The 18341-nt window shown below is 52.8% G+C and carries 19 protein-coding genes, 2 tRNA genes and 1 riboswitch; of the genes, 9 read left to right on the top strand and 12 right to left on the bottom strand.

Annotation, left to right across the window (positions count from 1 at the left end):
• The first annotated feature begins 50 nt into the window (after positions 1-50).
• The 6 genes from pal (at position 51) to QN359_RS12730 (ending at position 4422) form a co-directional block, all read left to right on the top strand.
• Positions 51-590: a peptidoglycan-associated lipoprotein Pal gene (gene pal, locus QN359_RS12755; protein WP_322247437.1), complete on the top strand. Its 540-nt coding sequence runs from the start codon at positions 51-53 to the stop codon at positions 588-590.
• Between the two features lie 114 nt (positions 591-704).
• Positions 705-1466: a tol-pal system protein YbgF gene (ybgF, locus tag QN359_RS12750; protein ID WP_322247438.1), complete on the top strand. Its 762-nt coding sequence runs from the start codon at positions 705-707 to the stop codon at positions 1464-1466.
• A 126-nt stretch (positions 1467-1592) separates the two neighbouring features.
• Positions 1593-1668: transfer RNA gene (locus QN359_RS12745), tRNA-Lys, on the top strand.
• Positions 1669-1735: 67 nt separating this feature from the next.
• A tRNA-Lys gene (locus QN359_RS12740) sits at positions 1736-1811 on the top strand.
• 140 nt (positions 1812-1951) lie between these two features.
• Positions 1952-2854 (top strand): SAM-dependent methyltransferase, encoded by a 903-nt coding sequence (locus QN359_RS12735; protein ID WP_322247439.1) that lies wholly within the window; start codon positions 1952-1954, stop codon positions 2852-2854.
• A gap of 110 nt (positions 2855-2964) precedes the next feature.
• Entirely contained in the window at positions 2965-4422 is a 1458-nt protein-coding gene (locus QN359_RS12730) for a Ppx/GppA phosphatase family protein (protein WP_322247440.1), read from the top strand.
• A gap of 350 nt (positions 4423-4772) precedes the next feature.
• On the opposite strand, the gene QN359_RS12725 is transcribed toward QN359_RS12730, so the two are convergent.
• From QN359_RS12725 to QN359_RS12670, 12 genes are all read right to left on the bottom strand, one after another.
• The gene (locus QN359_RS12725; RefSeq protein WP_322247441.1) at positions 4773-6887 is read right to left on the bottom strand and encodes a TonB-dependent siderophore receptor; all 2115 of its coding nucleotides are present in this window, start codon (positions 6885-6887) and stop codon (positions 4773-4775) included.
• Positions 6888-6937: 50 nt separating this feature from the next.
• Positions 6938-7033: riboswitch (TPP riboswitch) on the bottom strand.
• Between the two features lie 60 nt (positions 7034-7093).
• On the bottom strand, positions 7094-7972 hold the full coding sequence (rarD, locus tag QN359_RS12720; RefSeq protein WP_322247442.1) for an EamA family transporter RarD: 879 nt from the start codon (positions 7970-7972) through the stop codon (positions 7094-7096).
• Positions 7973-8057: 85 nt separating this feature from the next.
• Positions 8058-8939 carry a cobalamin-binding protein gene (locus QN359_RS12715; protein ID WP_322247443.1) on the bottom strand — a complete coding sequence of 294 codons (882 nt, stop codon included), beginning with the start codon at positions 8937-8939 and terminating at the stop codon, positions 8058-8060.
• A complete protein-coding gene (gene panC, locus QN359_RS12710; protein ID WP_322247444.1) occupies positions 8939-9778 on the bottom strand; it encodes a pantoate--beta-alanine ligase in 840 nt (279 codons plus the stop codon). Before panC ends, QN359_RS12715 begins: the two co-directional genes overlap by 1 nt.
• Positions 9779-9825: 47 nt before the next feature.
• Positions 9826-10602: a ScpA family protein gene (locus QN359_RS12705; protein WP_322251096.1), complete on the bottom strand. Its 777-nt coding sequence runs from the start codon at positions 10600-10602 to the stop codon at positions 9826-9828.
• A 98-nt stretch (positions 10603-10700) separates the two neighbouring features.
• Complete coding sequence (locus tag QN359_RS12700; protein WP_322247445.1) at positions 10701-10910, bottom strand: DUF3460 family protein; 210 nt, start codon at positions 10908-10910, stop codon at positions 10701-10703.
• Between the two features lie 98 nt (positions 10911-11008).
• Positions 11009-11590, bottom strand: a complete 582-nt coding sequence (locus QN359_RS12695) for a TIGR00730 family Rossman fold protein (RefSeq protein ID WP_322247446.1) — start codon at positions 11588-11590, stop codon at positions 11009-11011.
• Positions 11587-12258 carry a TetR/AcrR family transcriptional regulator gene (locus QN359_RS12690; RefSeq protein ID WP_322247447.1) on the bottom strand — a complete coding sequence of 224 codons (672 nt, stop codon included), beginning with the start codon at positions 12256-12258 and terminating at the stop codon, positions 11587-11589. Before QN359_RS12690 ends, QN359_RS12695 begins: the two co-directional genes overlap by 4 nt.
• A 66-nt stretch (positions 12259-12324) precedes the next feature.
• Positions 12325-12834 (bottom strand): RDD family protein, encoded by a 510-nt coding sequence (locus QN359_RS12685; protein ID WP_322247448.1) that lies wholly within the window; start codon positions 12832-12834, stop codon positions 12325-12327.
• Entirely contained in the window at positions 12831-13478 is a 648-nt protein-coding gene (locus QN359_RS12680; RefSeq protein WP_322247449.1) for a DUF3106 domain-containing protein, read from the bottom strand. Before QN359_RS12680 ends, QN359_RS12685 begins: the two co-directional genes overlap by 4 nt.
• 2 nt (positions 13479-13480) lie before the next feature.
• On the bottom strand, positions 13481-13894 hold the full coding sequence (locus QN359_RS12675) for a DUF3619 family protein (RefSeq protein WP_322247450.1): 414 nt from the start codon (positions 13892-13894) through the stop codon (positions 13481-13483).
• The gene (locus QN359_RS12670) at positions 13891-14463 is read right to left on the bottom strand and encodes an RNA polymerase sigma factor (protein ID WP_322247451.1); all 573 of its coding nucleotides are present in this window, start codon (positions 14461-14463) and stop codon (positions 13891-13893) included. Before QN359_RS12670 ends, QN359_RS12675 begins: the two co-directional genes overlap by 4 nt.
• 516 nt (positions 14464-14979) lie before the next feature.
• On the opposite strand from QN359_RS12670, the gene QN359_RS12665 reads away from it, so the two are divergent.
• The 3 genes from QN359_RS12665 to ilvC are packed head-to-tail and all read left to right on the top strand — an operon-like array spanning position 14980 to position 18259.
• Entirely contained in the window at positions 14980-16695 is a 1716-nt protein-coding gene (locus QN359_RS12665; RefSeq protein WP_322247452.1) for an acetolactate synthase 3 catalytic subunit, read from the top strand.
• Positions 16695-17186 carry an acetolactate synthase small subunit gene (gene ilvN, locus QN359_RS12660; protein ID WP_322247453.1) on the top strand — a complete coding sequence of 164 codons (492 nt, stop codon included), beginning with the start codon at positions 16695-16697 and terminating at the stop codon, positions 17184-17186. Before QN359_RS12665 ends, ilvN begins: the two co-directional genes overlap by 1 nt.
• A 56-nt stretch (positions 17187-17242) precedes the next feature.
• Positions 17243-18259, top strand: a complete 1017-nt coding sequence (gene ilvC / locus QN359_RS12655) for a ketol-acid reductoisomerase (RefSeq protein ID WP_322247454.1) — start codon at positions 17243-17245, stop codon at positions 18257-18259.
• Positions 18260-18341: the final 82 nt, after the last annotated feature.

Raw genomic sequence — 18341 nt, 5'->3', positions numbered from 1 at the left:
TTATTCAGAGCGGCTTTGAACTGTAGTCATTTTTTATACCAGGAGAAACTATGCGCTTTACTTCCCAATCCAAAACTCTGGCTTTGCTCGCCTCGAGTGTCGTGTTGATGGCTGCTTGTACTTCCAATGTACCGTTGGAAGCAAAGGCAAAAATCGAAGACAAACCAATCGCGACCACCACCCCGCCGCCAGCAGATCCGAACGCGATTCGCACGGTTGATACCGGTTCCACCGATCCGCTCAATGATCCTCAAGGTGTGCTGGCCAAACGCAGCGTGTACTTCGATTACGACAGCTATGCCGTCAAAGATGATTACAAGGGCGTGGTCGAAGCGCACTCGAAATACCTGAGCTCGAACAAAGCGCGCACCATTCTGATTCAAGGTAATACCGATGAACGCGGTGGCAGCGAATACAATCTCGCGCTCGGTCAGAAACGTGCCGAAGCCGTTCGTAAATCGATGAGCTTGCTCGGTGTGCCGGAAGCGCAATTGGAAGCGGTATCGCTGGGCAAAGAAAAACCAAAAGCCAGTGGTCATGATGAAGCCTCATGGGCGGAAAACCGTCGTGCCGATATCGTCTACAAGTAATTGTTGTGTCTGATCAGCGCCAGGATAATTGGCCTGATCCGTGTACGCCGACTGCGCTCTTCGGGTCGGCGTGTTTTTCCCTCTGCATACCTGCTGTACTTATTTCAGATTGCCATGAAAATTCATTGTTTCCGTACGCCTGTTTTGCTTGCCGCTCTGCTTGCTGCTCTCACTCCTGCACTGGCATCGGCCGGCTTGTTTGATGATGATGAGGCGCGTAAAGCGATTCTCGATGTGCGCGCCAAGATAGAGGCGGTCAACGCGCGTCTCGATAGCACCCTCGAGCGCAAGGCCGACAAAAACACCGCGCTGGAATTAGCCAATGATAATGAACAATTGCGCGCTGATATAGCCAAATTACGTGGCCAAATCGAAGTGCTGGCCAATGATGTCGCTAACACCCAACGTCGCCAGCAAGATTTCTACGTCGACCTCGATAATCGCTTGCGCAAGATCGAACCCAAACGCGTGACGGTAGATGGGAAAGACGCCGTGGTCGAAGTCAACGAACAACGCAGCTTTGATAATGCGATGAGCTTGTTCAAAGATGGCGATTATAAAAACGCCGGCAGCGCTTTCGGCAGTTTCATGACGACCTATCCGCAATCGGCCTATGCCGGCTCGGCCTTGTATTGGCTCGGCAATTCCTATTACGCACAACGCGATTGTAAGAACACCATCGTCGCCATGCAGCAGTTGAGTAAAACTTTCCCCGATCATCCGAAAGCGCCTGATGCCATGCTCAATACGGCAGTTTGTTATGGCGAATTGAAAGACAAGCAGGCGAGTAAGAAAACGCTGGAAAGCCTGATCTCTCACTACCCCGACAGCGAAGCCGCACAGGCGGCTAAGAACCGCTTGGCGACGCAGAAGTAAGCCGCCGAATCAGCTGAAAAAGACACGCTGCAATGTGAAGGAAACCGGCGCAAAGCAGGGCGCAGGAACTAATCCCATTGCAGGGATTGACAGAGAGGCCGGAACGCCATATAATCTCGGTCTTTCGGGTCGTTAGCTCAGCTGGTAGAGCAGCGGACTTTTAATCCGTTGGTCGCAGGTTCGAATCCCGCACGGCCTACCACGAATACAAACAGTTCAACACACGATTGTTATTGTGTTGGACAAATAGATTTTTTTCAGCAAGTTTTGGGTCGTTAGCTCAGCTGGTAGAGCAGCGGACTTTTAATCCGTTGGTCGCAGGTTCGAATCCCGCACGGCCTACCAAGACGAAGGACTCAGGTGAAAACCTGAGTCCTTTTTGTTTTTCAGCCGGTGTTTTGGCGAGTGCTATTTATTCATCGTCGGCCGCTTCTTGCCGGCTCAAATCGCCTATCATTCCTGATCAGTTCAACGGAATCTTTCTTATGCAACAGTCAGCAGCCAAATCTGTATCCAAACCAAAGCGGAAAGACATCGCGGCCACGAGTGCTGCGGCGGAAAAACACGAAATTCGTCCTGGTCAATCGCTGGAATTACTCAAAGAATTGCATATTCTTACGCGTGACGGTAAATTGAACCAAGACAGTCGCCGCAAGCTCAAGCAGGTTTATCATTTATATCAATTCATTGAACCGTTGCTGCTCGAATTGCAGCAAGATCATGCTGCCATCAGTTTGGTCGATCATGGCGCTGGCAAATCCTACCTTGGCTTCATCCTGTACGACTTGTTTTTCAAAGCGCAGCAGGCTAACAGCCAAGCGCGTATTTACGGTATCGAAACACGCGACGAGTTGGTGCAAAAATCGACCGAGCTGGCGCAGCGGCTGGGCTTTCCCGGCATGTCGTTTTTGAATTTGTCGGTGGCCGCCTCCACCACCTCGGCGCTTTTGCCTGCTAGCATAGACATCGTCACCGCGCTGCATGCCTGCGATACTGCGACCGATGATGCGATTGAGTTTGCCCTGAAAAAACGGGCCAAATTCATCGTCTTGGTACCGTGTTGCCAAGCCGAAGTAGCGGCGCATCTGCGCAGCCTGAAAACACTTGTGGCACGTGATAATCCGTGGTCGGAAATGTGGCGTCACCCCATCCATGCGCGCGAGTTCGGTAGCCAGATCACGAATGTGTTACGTTGTTTGCAGCTGGAAGCACATGGTTATCAAGTGCGTGTCACTGAGCTGGTAGGATGGGAACATTCGATGAAAAACGAATTAATCATCGCGCAATACAAGGGGACCCCGGCGAAACGCCCCGGTGAACGTCTCGCTGAAATTTTGAGCAGCACCGGACTCGACGCGATGGGCCAGCGCTTTTTTACGCCCGAGTGAAGCGCCGGCGCTGTCAGCGGGTCACCATGAGGTCATAAAGAATGATTAGTATCATTTAATACGCGGGCTCAGCTTAGCCCCGGAATTTACCGTTAAAAAAGGATAGAGCCATGCTGGCTGCCGTCGACCTGGGTTCCAACAGTTTCCGTATGCACATCGCACGCCACGAAGGCGGGGTGATTCGTGTGGTGAAAAGTGCCCGTGAACCGCTACGCTTGGCCGCAGGGCTCGATGCCGACGGTAATCTGACTGAGGAGGCCATGCGTGCGGCAATTGCTTGCCTGGGCCGTTTCCGTGCCATTCTCAATGCCTACCCGATCGATCAACTGCGCGTGGTGGCGACCAATACGATACGCATCGCTAAAAATGCGGCGATTTTACTGCCGCTGGCCGAAGCGGCGATCGGTTCGAGCATTGAAGTTATTTCCGGCGAAGAAGAGGGCCGACTGATTTACATGGGGGTCGCCAATGCCGTCGCCATTGCCGGCGAACGGCGCTTGGTCATGGACATCGGCGGGGGCTCGACCGAAGTCATACTCGGGCGTGGACAAGACATTCTGCGGGTCGAATCGTTCAGCATCGGTACGGTGCGAACCAGCGCACAGTTTTTTCCAGATGGCAGGCTCACCGAAGCGGCGTTTGCCGCTGCCGTCTTATCGGCCCGTTCGATGTTCGAAGATGCCGCGCATTTTTATCAACCACAGCACTGGCGTAAAGCTTACGGCTCGTCCGGTACGATGCGTGCGATTGCCGATGCGATTGCCCGAAATGGGCTGGGCGACGGCAAATTGACGCTGGCTGGCCTCAATGCGCTCAGACAGTACTGCATACAATGTGGTCACATCGACGCCTTGGAATTAAACGGTGTCAAGCCGGAACGCGTGGCCATGCTGGTTGGCGGTTTGGCGGTATTGATAGGCTTGATGAGCGAGTTCAATATCGAAATCCTGCAACCGATCGAAGCCGGCTTGCGTTTGGGCGTCATGTGGGATCTCTATCTACGCTCGACCAAGCGTGATCGCCGCGAAGTCTCGGTGCAAAAGATGGCCGCCTTGTTTCACACCGATCTGGCACGCGCCAATCGCGTGACCGACATGGTGAAGTCACTGTACCAGCAACTCAAACCGGCCAGCGATGAGTACCTGCCGGTGCTGATCTGGAGCGCCAAATTGCATGAGGTTGGCATGGTGGTGTCGCATACCGGTTACCACAAGCATGGTGCGTACATGATAGAAAACGCTGATCTGGCCGGTTTTACCACCAGCGAGCAGCGCATCATGAGCAAACTGATACTCTGTCAAAAAGGGAATCTGCGCAAGATCGGCGAGGGTTTGACCGATCCCGATTTTGCCAAGGCGGTGTTGAGCATGCGGCTGGCCGTGATGCTGATGCACTCGCGCGCCGAGATCGATTACCAAGACATACGCCTGAAGATGAAAAAAGGCATAGAACTCGAAATGCGCCGCGCTTGGGTCACCGTGCATCCGACCGTGGCGTATTGGTTGCAGAAAGAAATAGAATGCTGGCGCGAAGTCGGGGTTGACTTTCTGGTGCGTGCCAATGTCTGACGAGGTGCAACACTCGGGTGTTGGTGACTGGTTTGGAATCATCAGGAAGGGAGCTATCCATCGCCGCCCTGAAGAGGCTGTCGCAAAAGTCTGATGGACGCATTTTTATACCTGAAACACCGCACACCTTGTCATTCCCGCATGCCGCAGCCTCGTCATTCCCGCATGCTTTTGGCGGGAACCCAGTGTCGTTTTTCGCACTGAAAACGCGATAATTTCCGGCATTTTCAGTTAAGCACGAACGTCGCTGGATTTCTGCCAAAAGCGCGCAGGAGCGACGTGACGGTCGCTTGGAACCAAGTTTTGCCAAGATTGCCAATCGGCATCAACATCAACATCAAGGGCGTGAGTTAAAACTCAAACTGCGCCGACAATTTGGCAATCCGCGGCGCGCCCGGGAATAAATAGCCGCCCAAGGATTGCGTCGCATCGCGCCAGTAGAATTTATCGAAGACATTATCGATGTTCAAACGCAGTGTGGTGCGGGTATGGCCGATCATCGTCACATAGCGTGCGCCGAGGTTGAAGACTTGGTAACCGGGCACGATCACGCTGTTGTCGGGGTTGTACGCCTTGTTACCACTGTACTGCCAACTGGCATTGAGATTGACGCCGTTGGCGACGGCGTAGTCGACATATACGGTCGACTTCCATTGCGGCACATTGAGCACGCGTTTGCCATCGAGCATAGCCTCACCGGTATCGCGCTGGGTGGCTTTGAGCCAGGCTGCACTGGCACCGAGCTGCCATTGCGGTGCCAGTTTGACTTGGGTGGTCAATTCCATACCACGATGTCTGGCCGTGCCATTTTGTACGTAGACATTGCTGCCATTGATGTACTCGAGTGTTTTTTTAATTTCGAACAAGGCCAGATTCACACTGACGTCGCGCGAGACTTCGCGCTTGACGCCGATTTCCCATTGCTTGGACTTGCTGGGATTGAGCATATTGTTGGCATTGACGGTACCGAACGGGGCAATGCCACCATGTTCCAAACCTTGTGCAAACGATGCGTACAAAGCCAGTTTCTGAACCGGTTGGTAGACCACGGCGCCATTCGACAGCAGATAGTTGTTGTTATACCCGGGATTGTCGAGCTCGCGCCGTTCGATCTGAACATGGCGTAAGCCTAAGTGTAATTTCCAGTCCGGTGCCAAGCTGACGATATCTTGCGCGAACACGGCGCGTTCACGGTCGGTGCGACGCCAGGTGGCGGCACCCTGTTGATTGGGCGACGCTGGCAGTGCGACCGTTTGGTAAATGTTACTGGTGCCGACAAAATCATAGACATAATCGGCGAAATAGTCGCGTCGCTCGCTGCTGCTGATACCGCTGGCGAATTCATGCTGCTGCCCAGAGAGTACGAAACGACCCTTGAGCAAGGCTTGCATGGCGCTTAAAGTTTTTGATTCATTGAGACTGCGATAATCATACACATCGTAGTCACCGTTGGCACAATAACCAGCCGCACCGTTGCATCCATAGGGAAATGCCGTGTAATCGTTGCGTTTGAATTGATGTGTGTTGGCCGCGGCGCTGGCGCTCCAGTCATCGTTGAAACGGTATTCAAAACGTGCGCCGAGGTTGCTGTCGCGCGTATCGACCGGTTTGGCCCAAGCTTGGTTATTGAGCATCGTGTCGGCACGGATACCTTGCGGCAGATTAGTCCCATTGGTCAATTGGAAACCCGGCACCGAAAGCTGAGATTTGTGCTGGTAATCGACGTCAAGTTGCAGCAATGCTTGGCGCGACAAATGCCAGTCGAATGCTGCCGAGAAAAATTGGCGTTCGCCGTTCGCGCCTTTCACATACGAGCGCAGGCGTTCCTCGGCGACATTGAAGCGGTAGCCGAATTGGCCATTGCCAAACATGCCACCGAGGTCAGCCGCACCATAGAGTGTGCCGCGTTCCGATATTTCGGTGTTGATGGTGCGTAAATCGCTCGTGGTCGGCCGCTTGGTGACGTAATTGAGTATACCGCCCGGTGTCGCCAAGCCCGATTGGAAACCGGACAAGCCCTTGAGTATCTCGACTCTTTCCTTGTTTTCCAAGGGGATCGAGGCATCACCCGGAATCGCAAAGCCATCTTTGCGGTAACTGCTCTCATTGTTGAGTGCAAAGCCGCGTATCGAAAATTGCTCGGCATAGCCGATCGCATTGTAGGCCTCATTGACGCTGGCATCGTACTTCATGAGGTCGGTGCTTTGTCGTACTTGCCAATCTTGCATTTTCTGGGCTGACCAAGCATTGATTGAAAACGGTACTTCTAACGCGGGTGTGTCGAGGTAGCCGCCGCCATAGCTATTGTCGGCTACCGCTGCCTTGTTGCCGCTGATGGTGACGGCTGCCACACCAGCATTGTCGGCTGCCAGCGCCTGCGGTGCCAATGACCAAGCCTCAAGGATGGAGAAGGCCAGCACAGAGCGGCGCAGCAGACGGGACGACAAGGGAATGGGGGGGAACATGGTGTTTGGCTCTCAAGGCGGTAATGACCGGCGTGGGAGCAGACAAAGCAGGGGGAGACTTTGCGCTTCCCTTCGCTGGCATTATCCAGATCAGGTAGAAGGGACTCTCTCACCCGGAAAATACTCCAGGACCCCTAGCGAAGCGCGACTTTACCATAAAAAGGAGGAGCTTGCCTGATTCCAGGCTACTCCCCCTGATTGCCTTGTCAGCGTGTTGCGCTGCGCCAACCTACCCATAAACCTTCGGCTGAAAAGATCAGCAGTCCTAACCAAATGGCGGCAAAGCCGAGCAATTTATGCGGATCGAGCACTTCGTGGAAGACCAAAATAGCCAACAAAAGCTGTACCGAGGGAGCGATGTATTGCAAAAACCCAAGTGTGGTCATCGGCAAGCGGCGCGCACCGGCGGCAAACAAGAGCAGCGGAATGGCCGTGACCGGCCCGGCCAGCACCAGTAACAGGCTGACCTCGGTGCTGCTGCTCAGTAGCGCATTCTGACCATGCCAAGTCAGCCACGCCAGATAGGCGATGGCAAATGGGAACAGCAAGGCCGTTTCCAGCGACAAGCCTTCGAGTGCACCGAGTGGCGCGGTTTTACGCAGCAAGCCATAGGTGCCGAAGGTGGCTGCCAACACCAGTGCCACCCAAGGTAGATGACCGGTTTGCAGCGTCATCCAACACACACCGACGGCAGCTAAGGCGATGGCGATCCATTGGCCGGTGCGCAGTCTTTCCTTGAGAAACACCGAACCGATCAAAATATTCACTAGAGGCGTCATGAAATACCCGAGGCTGGTATCGATGACGCGGCCATCATTGATGGCCCAGATATACACAAACCAGTTACTCGACAAAAATAGTGCGCTGAAAATAAAGCGCGCGATCAAGCGCGGCTGGCGTCGCGCCTCATCGATCCAACTCCATTGGCGGCGTGCGGCCAACACCATCATTAAGAACAGCAAGGACCAAATCATGCGGTTCAATAAAATTTCCAGCGAAGGCACGGTGTGCAGTAATTTGAAAAATACTGGGAATAAACCCCACAGCGTGTAAGCCGAGCCGGCCAAGAGTATGCCTTTACGCATTTTTGCTTTCTGAAAAAAAGGAGTGTTGTAGCTTGCGGGGTAAGGTCGCTGAGAGCGGTCGTATTGTGCTCGGAAGGAGAGCTGGCTATGGTTTGCGTACTTGAGCGATCTCTTTGCACAGCGCCTCAGTACCGTCGAGAATACGGGGACCGGCACGATTGAGCCAGTCGGCCTTGATGGCCACCAAATGATTCTTGCGTACCGCTTGCAAGACCGGCAATGTGCGCCACTGCATCAGACTGTCGGTATTGTCGGCACCGGTGACGATCATCGCCGGATCGGCAGCCAGCACGGCCTCGGTCGTGATGGTCGGACTGGTTTCCTTGAGCAGGCCGAAAGGATTTTTTCCGCCGCATAAACGAATCGCGGCAGAAATCAGGTGCTCGTCATTCAGAGTCATTAACGGTTGCTTCCAGACTTGATACAACACCGTCAGCGGCGGCGTTGAAGCCGGTTGGCGGTAGCGTTCACGCAGCCCCGCCAAGCGTTGCCGAAACTGGGCCGCAGCCGGTCGGCCGAGCGCCTCGGTACCGGCCAACAAGGCCAAGCGTTCGATGGAACTGGCTACCGTCTCAAAATCGCGCGGTTCACTCTCAAACACATGGATATGCTTGTTACGCAACTGCTGCGCCAATTGACGTGCATTGCCGGTACCCCAGATGACGACCAAATCCGGTTGAATTGCCAACAAGCGCTCAGTATCGATGGCGAACACATTGCCTATCGAAGGCAAGTTGCGCGCTGCCAGCGGGTAATCGCTGTAGTCGCTGACGGCAATGACGCGCGTGGCGGCACCGGCGGCGAATAATAATTCGGTCGCATGCGGTGCCAAGCTGACGATACGTTGCGCCGGCCGCTCCAGGCAGACATTGCGGCCGGCATCGTCGATTACGCACAGTGCCGCACTAGCCACAGAACTGGCCAGTAGGGTAAGGATACACAGAGCCAGACGCGCCGGGAGCTGCATCAAATTTCCAGGTTATCGATCAGGCGGGTATTGCCGAGCTTAGCTGCCGCCAAAACCACTAACTGGCTGGCCTGCGCCAAATCGTCGGCTGACGGCGCTTGCAGATCAGCACGCTTGCGTATCGAAATATAATCGGGCTGCCAGCCATGCTGCGCCAGTTTGGCCATCGCATTGCGTTCGAGTTCACACAGATCGAGCTGACCGTTGCGGACTTCCAGCGCGACTTCTTGTAGCGCTGCATACAGGGCCGGTGCTTGTGCTCGCTCTTGCTGCGATAAATACATATTGCGTGAAGACAGCGCCAAGCCATCCTCGGCGCGATAGGTGTCGGCCGCGATGATTTCGGTTGGCAAGGCAAACTGCTTGCTCATATTGCGGATGATCATTAATTGCTGATAATCTTTCTTACCAAACACCGCCACCCGCGGTTGTACGCAAGAAAATAATTTCAATACCACCGTGGTCACGCCGGTGAAAAAACCGGGGCGGAATTCGCCTTCGAGAATATTGCCGATATGGTCAGGGGTGCGAACGCGAAATTCTTGCGGTTCCGGATACAAATCTTTCTCGGTTGGTGCGAACAGCACGTACACGCCTTCTTTTTCCAGCTTTTCTACATCGTCTTGAAAGGTCCGTGGATATTTATCGAAATCTTCATTCGGGCCGAATTGCAGACGATTGACGAAAATCGATGCGACCACCGGGTCGCCATGTTTCTTTGCCAGACGGATCAAGGACAGATGGCCTTCATGCAAATTGCCCATGGTCGGTACAAAGGCGGTGCGCAACTGACCGCTGAGCTGGTCGCGCAATTCTTCAATGGATGAAATGATTTTCATGGTCAGGGAGTAAGTCGGTTAAAGGTAACAATGCGTACGGCCGGCGTTTACGCGGGCGAGTAGGCGAGGCGGACATAAATGGGCGCGAAGGCGGCCGCTTGGGTAATTTCTATCAGAGTTTCTTTAGCCAATTCGAGTAAGGCGACGAAGTTAACCACCAGCACCGGTGCACCGCGACTGGGATCGAATAAATCGGAAAATTCGACGAACTTGCTTGATTGCAGCTTGCGTAAAATACTGCTCATATGCTCACGTACCGATAATTCTTCGCGGCTGATCTTATGATGGGCCACCAGAGTCGCGCGTTTCAGAATATCGGCCCAAGCCGATTGAATATCGGCGATGTCGACTTCAGGCCAGTGCAACACCGTATGCTGCTCGACGAAAACTTGGGCATGTAGAAAATCACGGCCAAGTTGCGGCACGCTGTTGAGATCATAGGCCGCCAGTTTCATTTGCTCGTACTCGAGCAAGCGGCGCACCAGTTCGGCACGCGGATCACCGGCCTCATCGCCATCGCTGGCCTTATTTGATGGCAACAGCATGCGTGATTTGATTTCAATCAGCATGGCCGCCATCAGCAGATATTCGGCCGCCAGTTCCAGATTATGCTCACGGATTTGCTCAACATATTTCAGATACTGCTTGGTGACTTGCGCCATCGGAATATCGAGAATATTGAAATTTTGTTTGCGTATCAGGTACAGCAGTAAATCCAGCGGCCCTTCAAATGCTTCGAGGAAGACTTCGAGCGCGTCTGGCGGTATGTATAAATCGTTGGGTAATTTAAACAAGGGTTCGCCATACAGGCGCGCAAACGCCATGCCATCGACCACGTCGGGCGTACTGTCACCGCCGACCAGTTCGGGTAGGGTAATGGCAGCGAGATCGGCAGTGCTCACCGGATTACTTCCGAGCCGACTCAGCCTTTGTTTTGATAAACGTAGGCGGCTTGCGGCACATCCGCAGCGAGATACTCTTTTTGTACCGTCAATGCGACCGGTTCTTTGTCCCACAGCAGGGCGCGACCATCGCGTTGACTTTGCTCAAGCGCTGGATTGGCGGCTTTCAAGCTTTGTATGAATTGCGTGGCTTCGGATTGATACAGAGAGAATTGCTTGGAGAATTTCATGATTTTGAAATAAACACTTAAAAAGACGAATGAAGCCGCATTTTACTCTGTATTTGGCGGAAAACCGCATTTTAAGACCGCCAGCGCCAGCGCGGCGATTACAAGTCGCGCTGTGTGACCCATTTGTGCCGTGTCGGCGCTTGGTAAGTGGAAAATTTTTCCAATAAGGCGGCGGCTTCAGTTTCTGCAAACAGCAAATCAAGGTGCGTACTGAGTAAAAAACCTTGGGTTTGCGCATGGCTGAGGAAAGTCAGCAAGCCATCATAAAAACCGGCGACATTGAGTAAGCCCAGAGGTTTGTTGTGGAAGCCAAGTTGCGCCCAAGTAAACACTTCAAACAATTCTTCCAGCGTACCTATGCCGCCCGGCAGCGCAATGAAGGCATCCGACAACTGCGCCATCAATGCTTTACGTTCGTGCATATTGTTAACCACATGCAATTGCGTCAAGCCGGTATGGCCGACTTCTTTATCCATCAGCGCTTGCGGTATGACACCCGTCACACGGCCACCGAGACGCATGACTTCATCGGCTACAATGCCCATCAGGCCGACGTTGCCGCCGCCGTAAATCAGGTGTAAGTCTTGTGCTACCAAGGTGGCGGCGAGCTCACGCGCCGCCGCGGCATAGGCCGGGCTGACGCCGGCGGCAGAGCCGCAATAGACGCAGATAGATTTCATTGGGGGCTGATCTTCCGTAAGTAATCTTGCGACAACTGTTCAAAGACTTGCTTGGTTTCACCGCGCAGATACGGGCTGATCTGCGAAATGACTTGGTAGCAACCGCGTGCCAGGGATTCCGACATAGTTTGTAATTCCGTGTACTTACGCGGATTACGCACGTATTCATACGATAGCCAGTAAGTCGCCACGACGACCATATTGGTTGCCAGCGATTCAATATCCCTATCGGTGGCGGCAAATTCTCCATCGGCGCGCAGATCATTGCACAGTTCGGTCGCGACTTTGATCTTGTGGGCGAGGATGAGTTTGAAGTTGAGTTCGAGTGTGCGATTACGCGACAATAAATCATTGAGGTCGCGATAAAAGAAGCGATAGCGCCACACCAACTCAAAAGTCAGGTGCAGATAGGTCCAGATATCCTGAATATTAGCTTTGCGGCCATGAGGAAATGCCAGTTTTTTATTAATTTCCGCTTCAAACTGCGTGAAGATGGAATTGACGATATCGTCTTTATTGCGAAAATGATAATATAAATTGCCAGGAGAAATGTTCATTTCTTCGGCAATCACGGTCGTGGTGATATTCGGTTCGCCGAATTCATTGAACAGGCGTAGCGATAATTCGAGAATACGTTCACGCGTGCGGCGCGGAGCTTTGTGTTGCATGTCATTCTACTCGTTAAATTATTTCAGCAGAATAGCATTGATCAGGCCGCGCGCAAACTACGCTGATCAACTGGTGAGAGAATTATTCTTTACGGCGACCTCAGTCAGGCGGGTTTTGGCCAGTCTGTCATGCAAAAATTGACCATCGGGCGACATCCGCACCGTCATGGCCCAAGCCAGCATGCCGAGCGCCAGCGCGATCACCATGTTCCAGCCTTGCAGTTCAAATTGATACGCCAAGGCCAAGGCCGGCACGAACCACAGCCAGGCCAGCAAGTACCGCAGTACGGCTTTCGGCAGCGGCAAACGGCTGCCGTCGAGATCGGTGACGCGGATACGCCAGGTTTGCATCGCCAGCGTTTGACCGCTGCGACTCCAACAAAATACAAAATACGCACCGATCACCACAAACAGACAGATCTGCCGTGCATGCCGCAAAGCCAAGGCATTGTGGCTTTGACTGAGCACATCGAATACGAAGCCGACAGAAAAAACGATGCCGAACAACAGCATCGCTTCATACACCATACAGAGCAAACGACGTCGCAGCGCCGGCGTAGTTAAGCTTGGCTTCACGGCATCGCCGAGACCAAGCTGGTCGAGGCTGGAATGGCGGCAGGCGTGCCGGCCGGCACGACAGGTTTCAGCGGTTTCGCGACAGGCGCAGGCTTGGGGCCAACCTTGATTGGCGCCAATATCTGCGGATTCTTAATGTTTTGTACCGATAAATTTGTCAGATTTTTTGGTTTTTTATGCTCTGCAGCTAATTGTTTCTTTTCTTCTTCACTCAACTGCTGGTACTGCTGCCACTGTGCAGACTTCAATTCCGGCTTGACCAAGTTGGCATGAGCAAAATTTTCGCGCGCGGCGGCCCGTTGTTCCGGGCTCAATTTTACCCAGTCACGCATGCGTTCTTGCAGGCGCGCTTGCTCATCCGGTTTCATCTGAACCGCGCGCGTCGCGATCTCCAGCCATTTCTTTTTGGAAAATTCTGACATGCGCGGCCATTCGCCAACCAGTGGTGCCAGCGTCGCGCGTTGCTGCATGGACAGGTCGCCCCAGGCGGGTTTAGTATTGAGCGCTGCGAGTTGCGCTGGCTTGCCGGCCGCGGTCACTGGCGTAGCGGCAGGCGTAGCAGACGTTGCACCGTTGGCCAGGGCCAACGCCGGCATGCAGCAGGCGATCAAGAAGCTCAACAAATAATGACGCAAACTCAGCACGCTTACTCCCCTGTTTTGTTCAGATAGGCACTAAAGCCCGTGTCGATATACGCGGCCGGCGGCAATTCATCGGCCAATACAGCGACATCGATGTCGGCCAGTTCGCTGATGCCTTGCTGTTTCTCATTTTCGTAAATTCCCATGAGTCCGACGATCAGTACCAACAAAGGAATGATCAGACCAAGCCGACCGAGCCAAGACGCCGGTCCTGAGAAGGATAAATTGGCACCACCGGCCAATACGCCGCGCCAAGCCAAAACACGGCTGGGAGCAGCTTTTTTACGTGACAGTGCCAATTGACGCGATTGTGCCAGCCGTTGCAAGGTTGCGGCTGGCAGAGTCTCGGAAGACTCATTGAGCGCGCGCTTAATTTTGTACGCAAAGTCGAGATCTTGCGCTTGTTGTGAGTAGTTCATAGCTGGATTCCTTTCGCCTTCAGTGATGCGGCCAATGCGTGAGTTGCACGGGAACAATGGGTTTTCACGCTGCCTTCCGAGCAGCCCATTGCGGAGGCGGTTTCTGCCACATCCATGTCCTCCCAATAACGCATGAGGAATGCTTCCCGTTGACGTCCCGGGAGCTTTTTTATTTCATCATCGATAATATTGAGAACTTGTTCGCGTTCAAGCTTGTCGGCGGTCGATTCCGAAGCTTGCGAGCCTTCTTCTGAGGCGTAATTTTCGAGTAAATCGAAGTTGTCATTTTCATCACTTCCGGCTGGTGTCATGCTCGAAAACAGGCTGACCCAAGTATTGCGGACTTTTTCGCGGCGAAAGAAGTCAAGTATGGTGTTTTGCAAAATACGCTGAAACAACATCGGCAGCTCATTGGCGGGCTTGTCACCGTATTTTTCAGAAATTTTGATCATGGCTTCTTGAACGATGTCCAGCGCCGATTCTTCATTTCTGACCGTATACAAGGCATGCTTGAAGGCGCGTCTTTCGACCCCCTCAAGGAAGTTGGATAGTTCTTTATCAGTAGCCATTGTTGGCAATAGTCATATTTTAGTCAGCGATTCTCAGAAATGTGCATTAAGCACTAAGGCCGCAGATGGTTTTAAAATTGCGCATATGCTAGCAAAAATAGTCCAAAGTGTCTCAAATTTTGTGAATGTAAGCAAAACTGTACGACAACGGCGAAATTATATCGATAAAGTCACTTGACCAAAATGCTGCGACGCATTACCTTATCAGTCGGCTCCTCAATCTGGGAGCAACCAATGCCTGTACGGACTGAACCACAATGTCAGTGCCAGCAGGTGCGCTTAAATTAGAAGCTGTTTGTTCTGCCCCATGCCACAAGCGTGAGAAGTCTGTCGTTGTCTGGCCCTGTCGCTGATTGAACGAGCAGATAAGTCTGGTCTGGAACCCCCTCCAACGGAGAGGTAAAGGAAAAGATGAAACTGCATAAAGGAAGATCAGCTCAAAAGCTTTGGAACGGCGATTTCGCCAGGAAAGAACATCCGATCAATCTCCTATGGACCTTGAAAGGACAATATAAAATGAGTACAGAATTTACAGGCGCAGAGATACTGGTCAAGTGTCTTGCCGAAGAGGGTGTGGAGCATGTGTTCGGTTATCCGGGCGGTGCCGTACTCTATATCTACGACGCAATCTATAAGCAAGATAAGTTTCAGCATATTCTCGTGCGCCACGAACAGGCGGCGATTCATGCGGCCGATGCTTACTCTCGTTCCTCTGATAAAGTTGGTGTGGCGCTGGTGACTTCGGGTCCCGGTGTCACCAATGCAGTGACCGGTCTGGCCACTGCGTATATGGATTCGATACCGATGGTCGTCATTTCCGGTCAGGTGCCCAGTGCCGTGATCGGGCAAGATGCCTTCCAGGAATGCGACACCGTCGGCATTACCCGCCCCTGCGTCAAGCACAATTTCCTGGTCAAGGATGTGCGCGATCTGGCAGATACGATCAAAAAAGCCTTCTTCATTGCCACGACAGGTAGGCCTGGTCCGGTGCTGGTGGATATCCCTAAGGATATCAGCATGCACAAAACCACGTTTTCTTATCCTAAAGAAGTCGAGATGCGCTCGTACAAGCCAGTCGACAAAGGGCATGCCGGGCAGATTCGCAAGGCGATGCAATTGTTGCTGCAAGCTGAACGCCCGATGATTTACACCGGCGGCGGCGTGATTCTCGCGCACGCTTCACCGGAACTCAATAAACTGGTCGACACCTTGGGTTTTCCATGTACCAATACCCTGATGGGTTTGGGGGCGTTCCGTGCCAGCGACGATAAATTCGTCGGTATGCCGGGCATGCATGGTACCTACGAAGCCAATATGGCCATGCAACATTGCGACGTGCTCATTGCTATCGGCGCGCGCTTCGATGACCGTGTGATCGGCAATACCAAGCATTTCGCTTCAGTCCCGCGCAAGATTATCCATATAGATATCGACCCATCGTCGATTTCGAAACGCGTCAAAGTCGACATTCCTATCGTTGGCAATGTCAAAGACGTGTTGCAGGAAATGCTGGCCCAACTGAGTGCCAGTGATACGCGTTCGGAACCGAAAGCCTTGGCGGCCTGGTGGAAGCAGATCAATGAATGGCGTGGTCGCGACTGTCTCCAGTATCCAAGCTCGGATTTGCTCATCAAGCCGCAATCGGTAGTGGAAAAAGTATGGGAAGTAACGAAAGGCGATGCCTTCGTGACCTCTGATGTCGGCCAACACCAAATGTGGGCAGCGCAGTACTATCGTTTCGACAAACCGCGTCGTTGGATCAATTCCGGCGGCCTCGGCACCATGGGTGTCGGCTTGCCGTATGCGATGGGCGTGCAAATGGCCAATCCTGATGCGACGGTCGCCTGTATTACCGGTGAAGGCTCGATACAAATGTGCATCCAAGAGCTGGCAACCTGTAAACAATATCACCTGACACCGAAAATCATTCTGCTCAACAATCGTGTGCTCGGCATGGTCAGACAATGGCAGCAAATCGATTACGGTTCGCGCTATTCGGAATCCTATATGGATTCTTTGCCTGATTTTACCAAACTGGTCGAAGCTTACGGTCACGTCGGTATGAAAATTGAAAACCCAGCCGACGTTGACGGTGCGGTACGTGAAGCATTTGCGATGAAGGATAGACTGGTGTTCATGAATTTCATTACTGATCAGACTGAAAATGTGTGGCCTATGGTGAAAGCCGGTAAGGGCCTCACGGAGATGTTGCTCGGTTCGGAGGATCTGTGATGAGACATATCATTTCCATTCTCCTTGAGAATGAAGCAGGGGCCTTGTCGCGCGTGGTCGGTTTGTTTTCGGCCCGCGGTTACAACATCGAAACCCTGACCGTCGCACCGACCGAAGATGCCACCTTGTCGCGCATGACTATCGTCACCAGCGGATCGGATGACATCATCGAACAAATTACCAAGCATCTCAACCGTTTGATCGAAGTGATCAAAGTGGTGGATCTGACCGAAGGTGCGCACATCGAGCGCGAGCTCATGCTCATCAAGGTCAGAGCAGTTGGTAAAGAACGCGAAGAAATGAAGCGTACCGCCGACATTTTCCGCGGCCGCATCATCGACGTCACAGAAAAAACCTACACGATAGAATTGACCGGTAACAAAGGCAAGCTCGACGCCTTCATCGATTCCATCGATCGCGCATCCATACTCGAAACCGTGCGTACCGGCGGCTCGGGCATAGGACGCGGCGAACGCATTCTCAAAGTATGAACCGGGCTGTTCACACAGCCGTTTGCAAAAATCATTTAAATTAAACAGGATATAAAATGAAAGTTTTCTACGATAAAGATTGTGATCTCTCCCTGATCAAAGGCAAAAAAGTCACCATCATCGGTTATGGTTCGCAAGGCCATGCCCATGCACAGAATCTGAATGATTCCGGTTGCCAGGTCACGGTTGCGTTGCGTAAAGGCGGCGCTTCATGGGATAAGGCAAAAAATGCCGGTCTCAATGTAGCCGAAGTCAATGACGCGGTCAAAGCAGCTGATGTCATCATGATTTTGCTGCCAGATGAAAACATCGCTCAAGTGTATGCTGAAAACGTCGCACCACATGCGAAACAAGGCGCGGTGCTGGCCTTCGCCCATGGCTTCAACGTTCATTACGGTCAAGTCGTGCCACGTGCCGATCTCGATGTCATCATGATCGCACCGAAAGCACCAGGCCACACTGTGCGCGGTACTTACGCTCAAGGCGGCGGCGTGCCTCACCTGATCGCCGTGTACCAAGACAAATCCGGTTCGGCCCGCGACATCGCTTTGTCGTATGCCATGGCCAATGGTGGCGGTCGTGCCGGTATCATCGAAACTAATTTCCGTGAAGAAACTGAAACTGATTTGTTCGGTGAACAAGCAGTTCTCTGCGGCGGCGCCGTAGAACTGATCAAAGCTGGTTTTGAAACATTGACAGAAGCCGGTTATGCACCTGAAATGGCGTATTTCGAATGTCTGCATGAATTGAAATTGATCGTCGATCTGATCTATGAAGGCGGTATCGCCAACATGAATTACTCGATCTCGAACAATGCCGAATACGGCGAATATGTAACCGGCCCGAAAGTCGTTACATCGGCAACCAAAGACGCGATGCGCCAATGTTTGAAAGATATTCAAACCGGTGAATACGCGAAAAGCTTCATCTTGGAAAACAAAGCCGGCGCACCGACACTGATCTCCCGTCGTCGCTTGACTGCTGAGCATCCGATTGAAGAAGTGGGGGCGAAATTGCGTGCCATGATGCCATGGATCGCTAAAAACAAACTCGTCGATCAATCGAAAAACTAACTTGGTATAACGCCGGGCATCATCCACCGTGCGCAAGTATGCGCACGGAGCTTGAAGGCTAAAAATCGTCCGCAGGGACGAT

It is taken from the genome of Undibacterium sp. 5I2, from assembly GCF_035019605.1.
Lineage (GTDB): Bacteria > Pseudomonadota > Gammaproteobacteria > Burkholderiales > Burkholderiaceae_D > Undibacterium.
This window is presented reverse-complemented; position numbering and strand designations above follow the sequence as displayed.

Excerpts from the sequence above, each read along its gene's own strand:
- panC (WP_322247444.1), bottom strand. The coding sequence starts at position 9,778 with ATGAAAATCATTTCATCCATTGAAGAATTGCGCGACCAGCTCAGCGGT.
- QN359_RS12675 (WP_322247450.1), bottom strand. The coding sequence starts at position 13,894 with ATGAACTACTCACAACAAGCGCAAGATCTCGACTTTGCGTACAAAATT.
- QN359_RS12735 (WP_322247439.1), top strand. The coding sequence starts at position 1,952 with ATGCAACAGTCAGCAGCCAAATCTGTATCCAAACCAAAGCGGAAAGAC.
- ybgF (WP_322247438.1), top strand. The coding sequence starts at position 705 with ATGAAAATTCATTGTTTCCGTACGCCTGTTTTGCTTGCCGCTCTGCTT.
- QN359_RS12705 (WP_322251096.1), bottom strand. The coding sequence starts at position 10,602 with ATGGCGTTTGCGCGCCTGTATGGCGAACCCTTGTTTAAATTACCCAAC.
- QN359_RS12665 (WP_322247452.1), top strand. The coding sequence starts at position 14,980 with ATGAGTACAGAATTTACAGGCGCAGAGATACTGGTCAAGTGTCTTGCC.
- pal (WP_322247437.1), top strand. The coding sequence starts at position 51 with ATGCGCTTTACTTCCCAATCCAAAACTCTGGCTTTGCTCGCCTCGAGT.
- QN359_RS12700 (WP_322247445.1), bottom strand. The coding sequence starts at position 10,910 with ATGAAATTCTCCAAGCAATTCTCTCTGTATCAATCCGAAGCCACGCAA.
- QN359_RS12725 (WP_322247441.1), bottom strand. The coding sequence starts at position 6,887 with ATGTTCCCCCCCATTCCCTTGTCGTCCCGTCTGCTGCGCCGCTCTGTG.
- ilvC (WP_322247454.1), top strand. The coding sequence starts at position 17,243 with ATGAAAGTTTTCTACGATAAAGATTGTGATCTCTCCCTGATCAAAGGC.
- rarD (WP_322247442.1), bottom strand. The coding sequence starts at position 7,972 with ATGCGTAAAGGCATACTCTTGGCCGGCTCGGCTTACACGCTGTGGGGT.
- QN359_RS12695 (WP_322247446.1), bottom strand. The coding sequence starts at position 11,590 with ATGAAATCTATCTGCGTCTATTGCGGCTCTGCCGCCGGCGTCAGCCCG.
- QN359_RS12715 (WP_322247443.1), bottom strand. The coding sequence starts at position 8,939 with ATGCAGCTCCCGGCGCGTCTGGCTCTGTGTATCCTTACCCTACTGGCC.
- QN359_RS12730 (WP_322247440.1), top strand. The coding sequence starts at position 2,965 with ATGCTGGCTGCCGTCGACCTGGGTTCCAACAGTTTCCGTATGCACATC.
- ilvN (WP_322247453.1), top strand. The coding sequence starts at position 16,695 with ATGAGACATATCATTTCCATTCTCCTTGAGAATGAAGCAGGGGCCTTG.
- QN359_RS12690 (WP_322247447.1), bottom strand. The coding sequence starts at position 12,258 with ATGCAACACAAAGCTCCGCGCCGCACGCGTGAACGTATTCTCGAATTA.
- QN359_RS12670 (WP_322247451.1), bottom strand. The coding sequence starts at position 14,463 with ATGGCTACTGATAAAGAACTATCCAACTTCCTTGAGGGGGTCGAAAGA.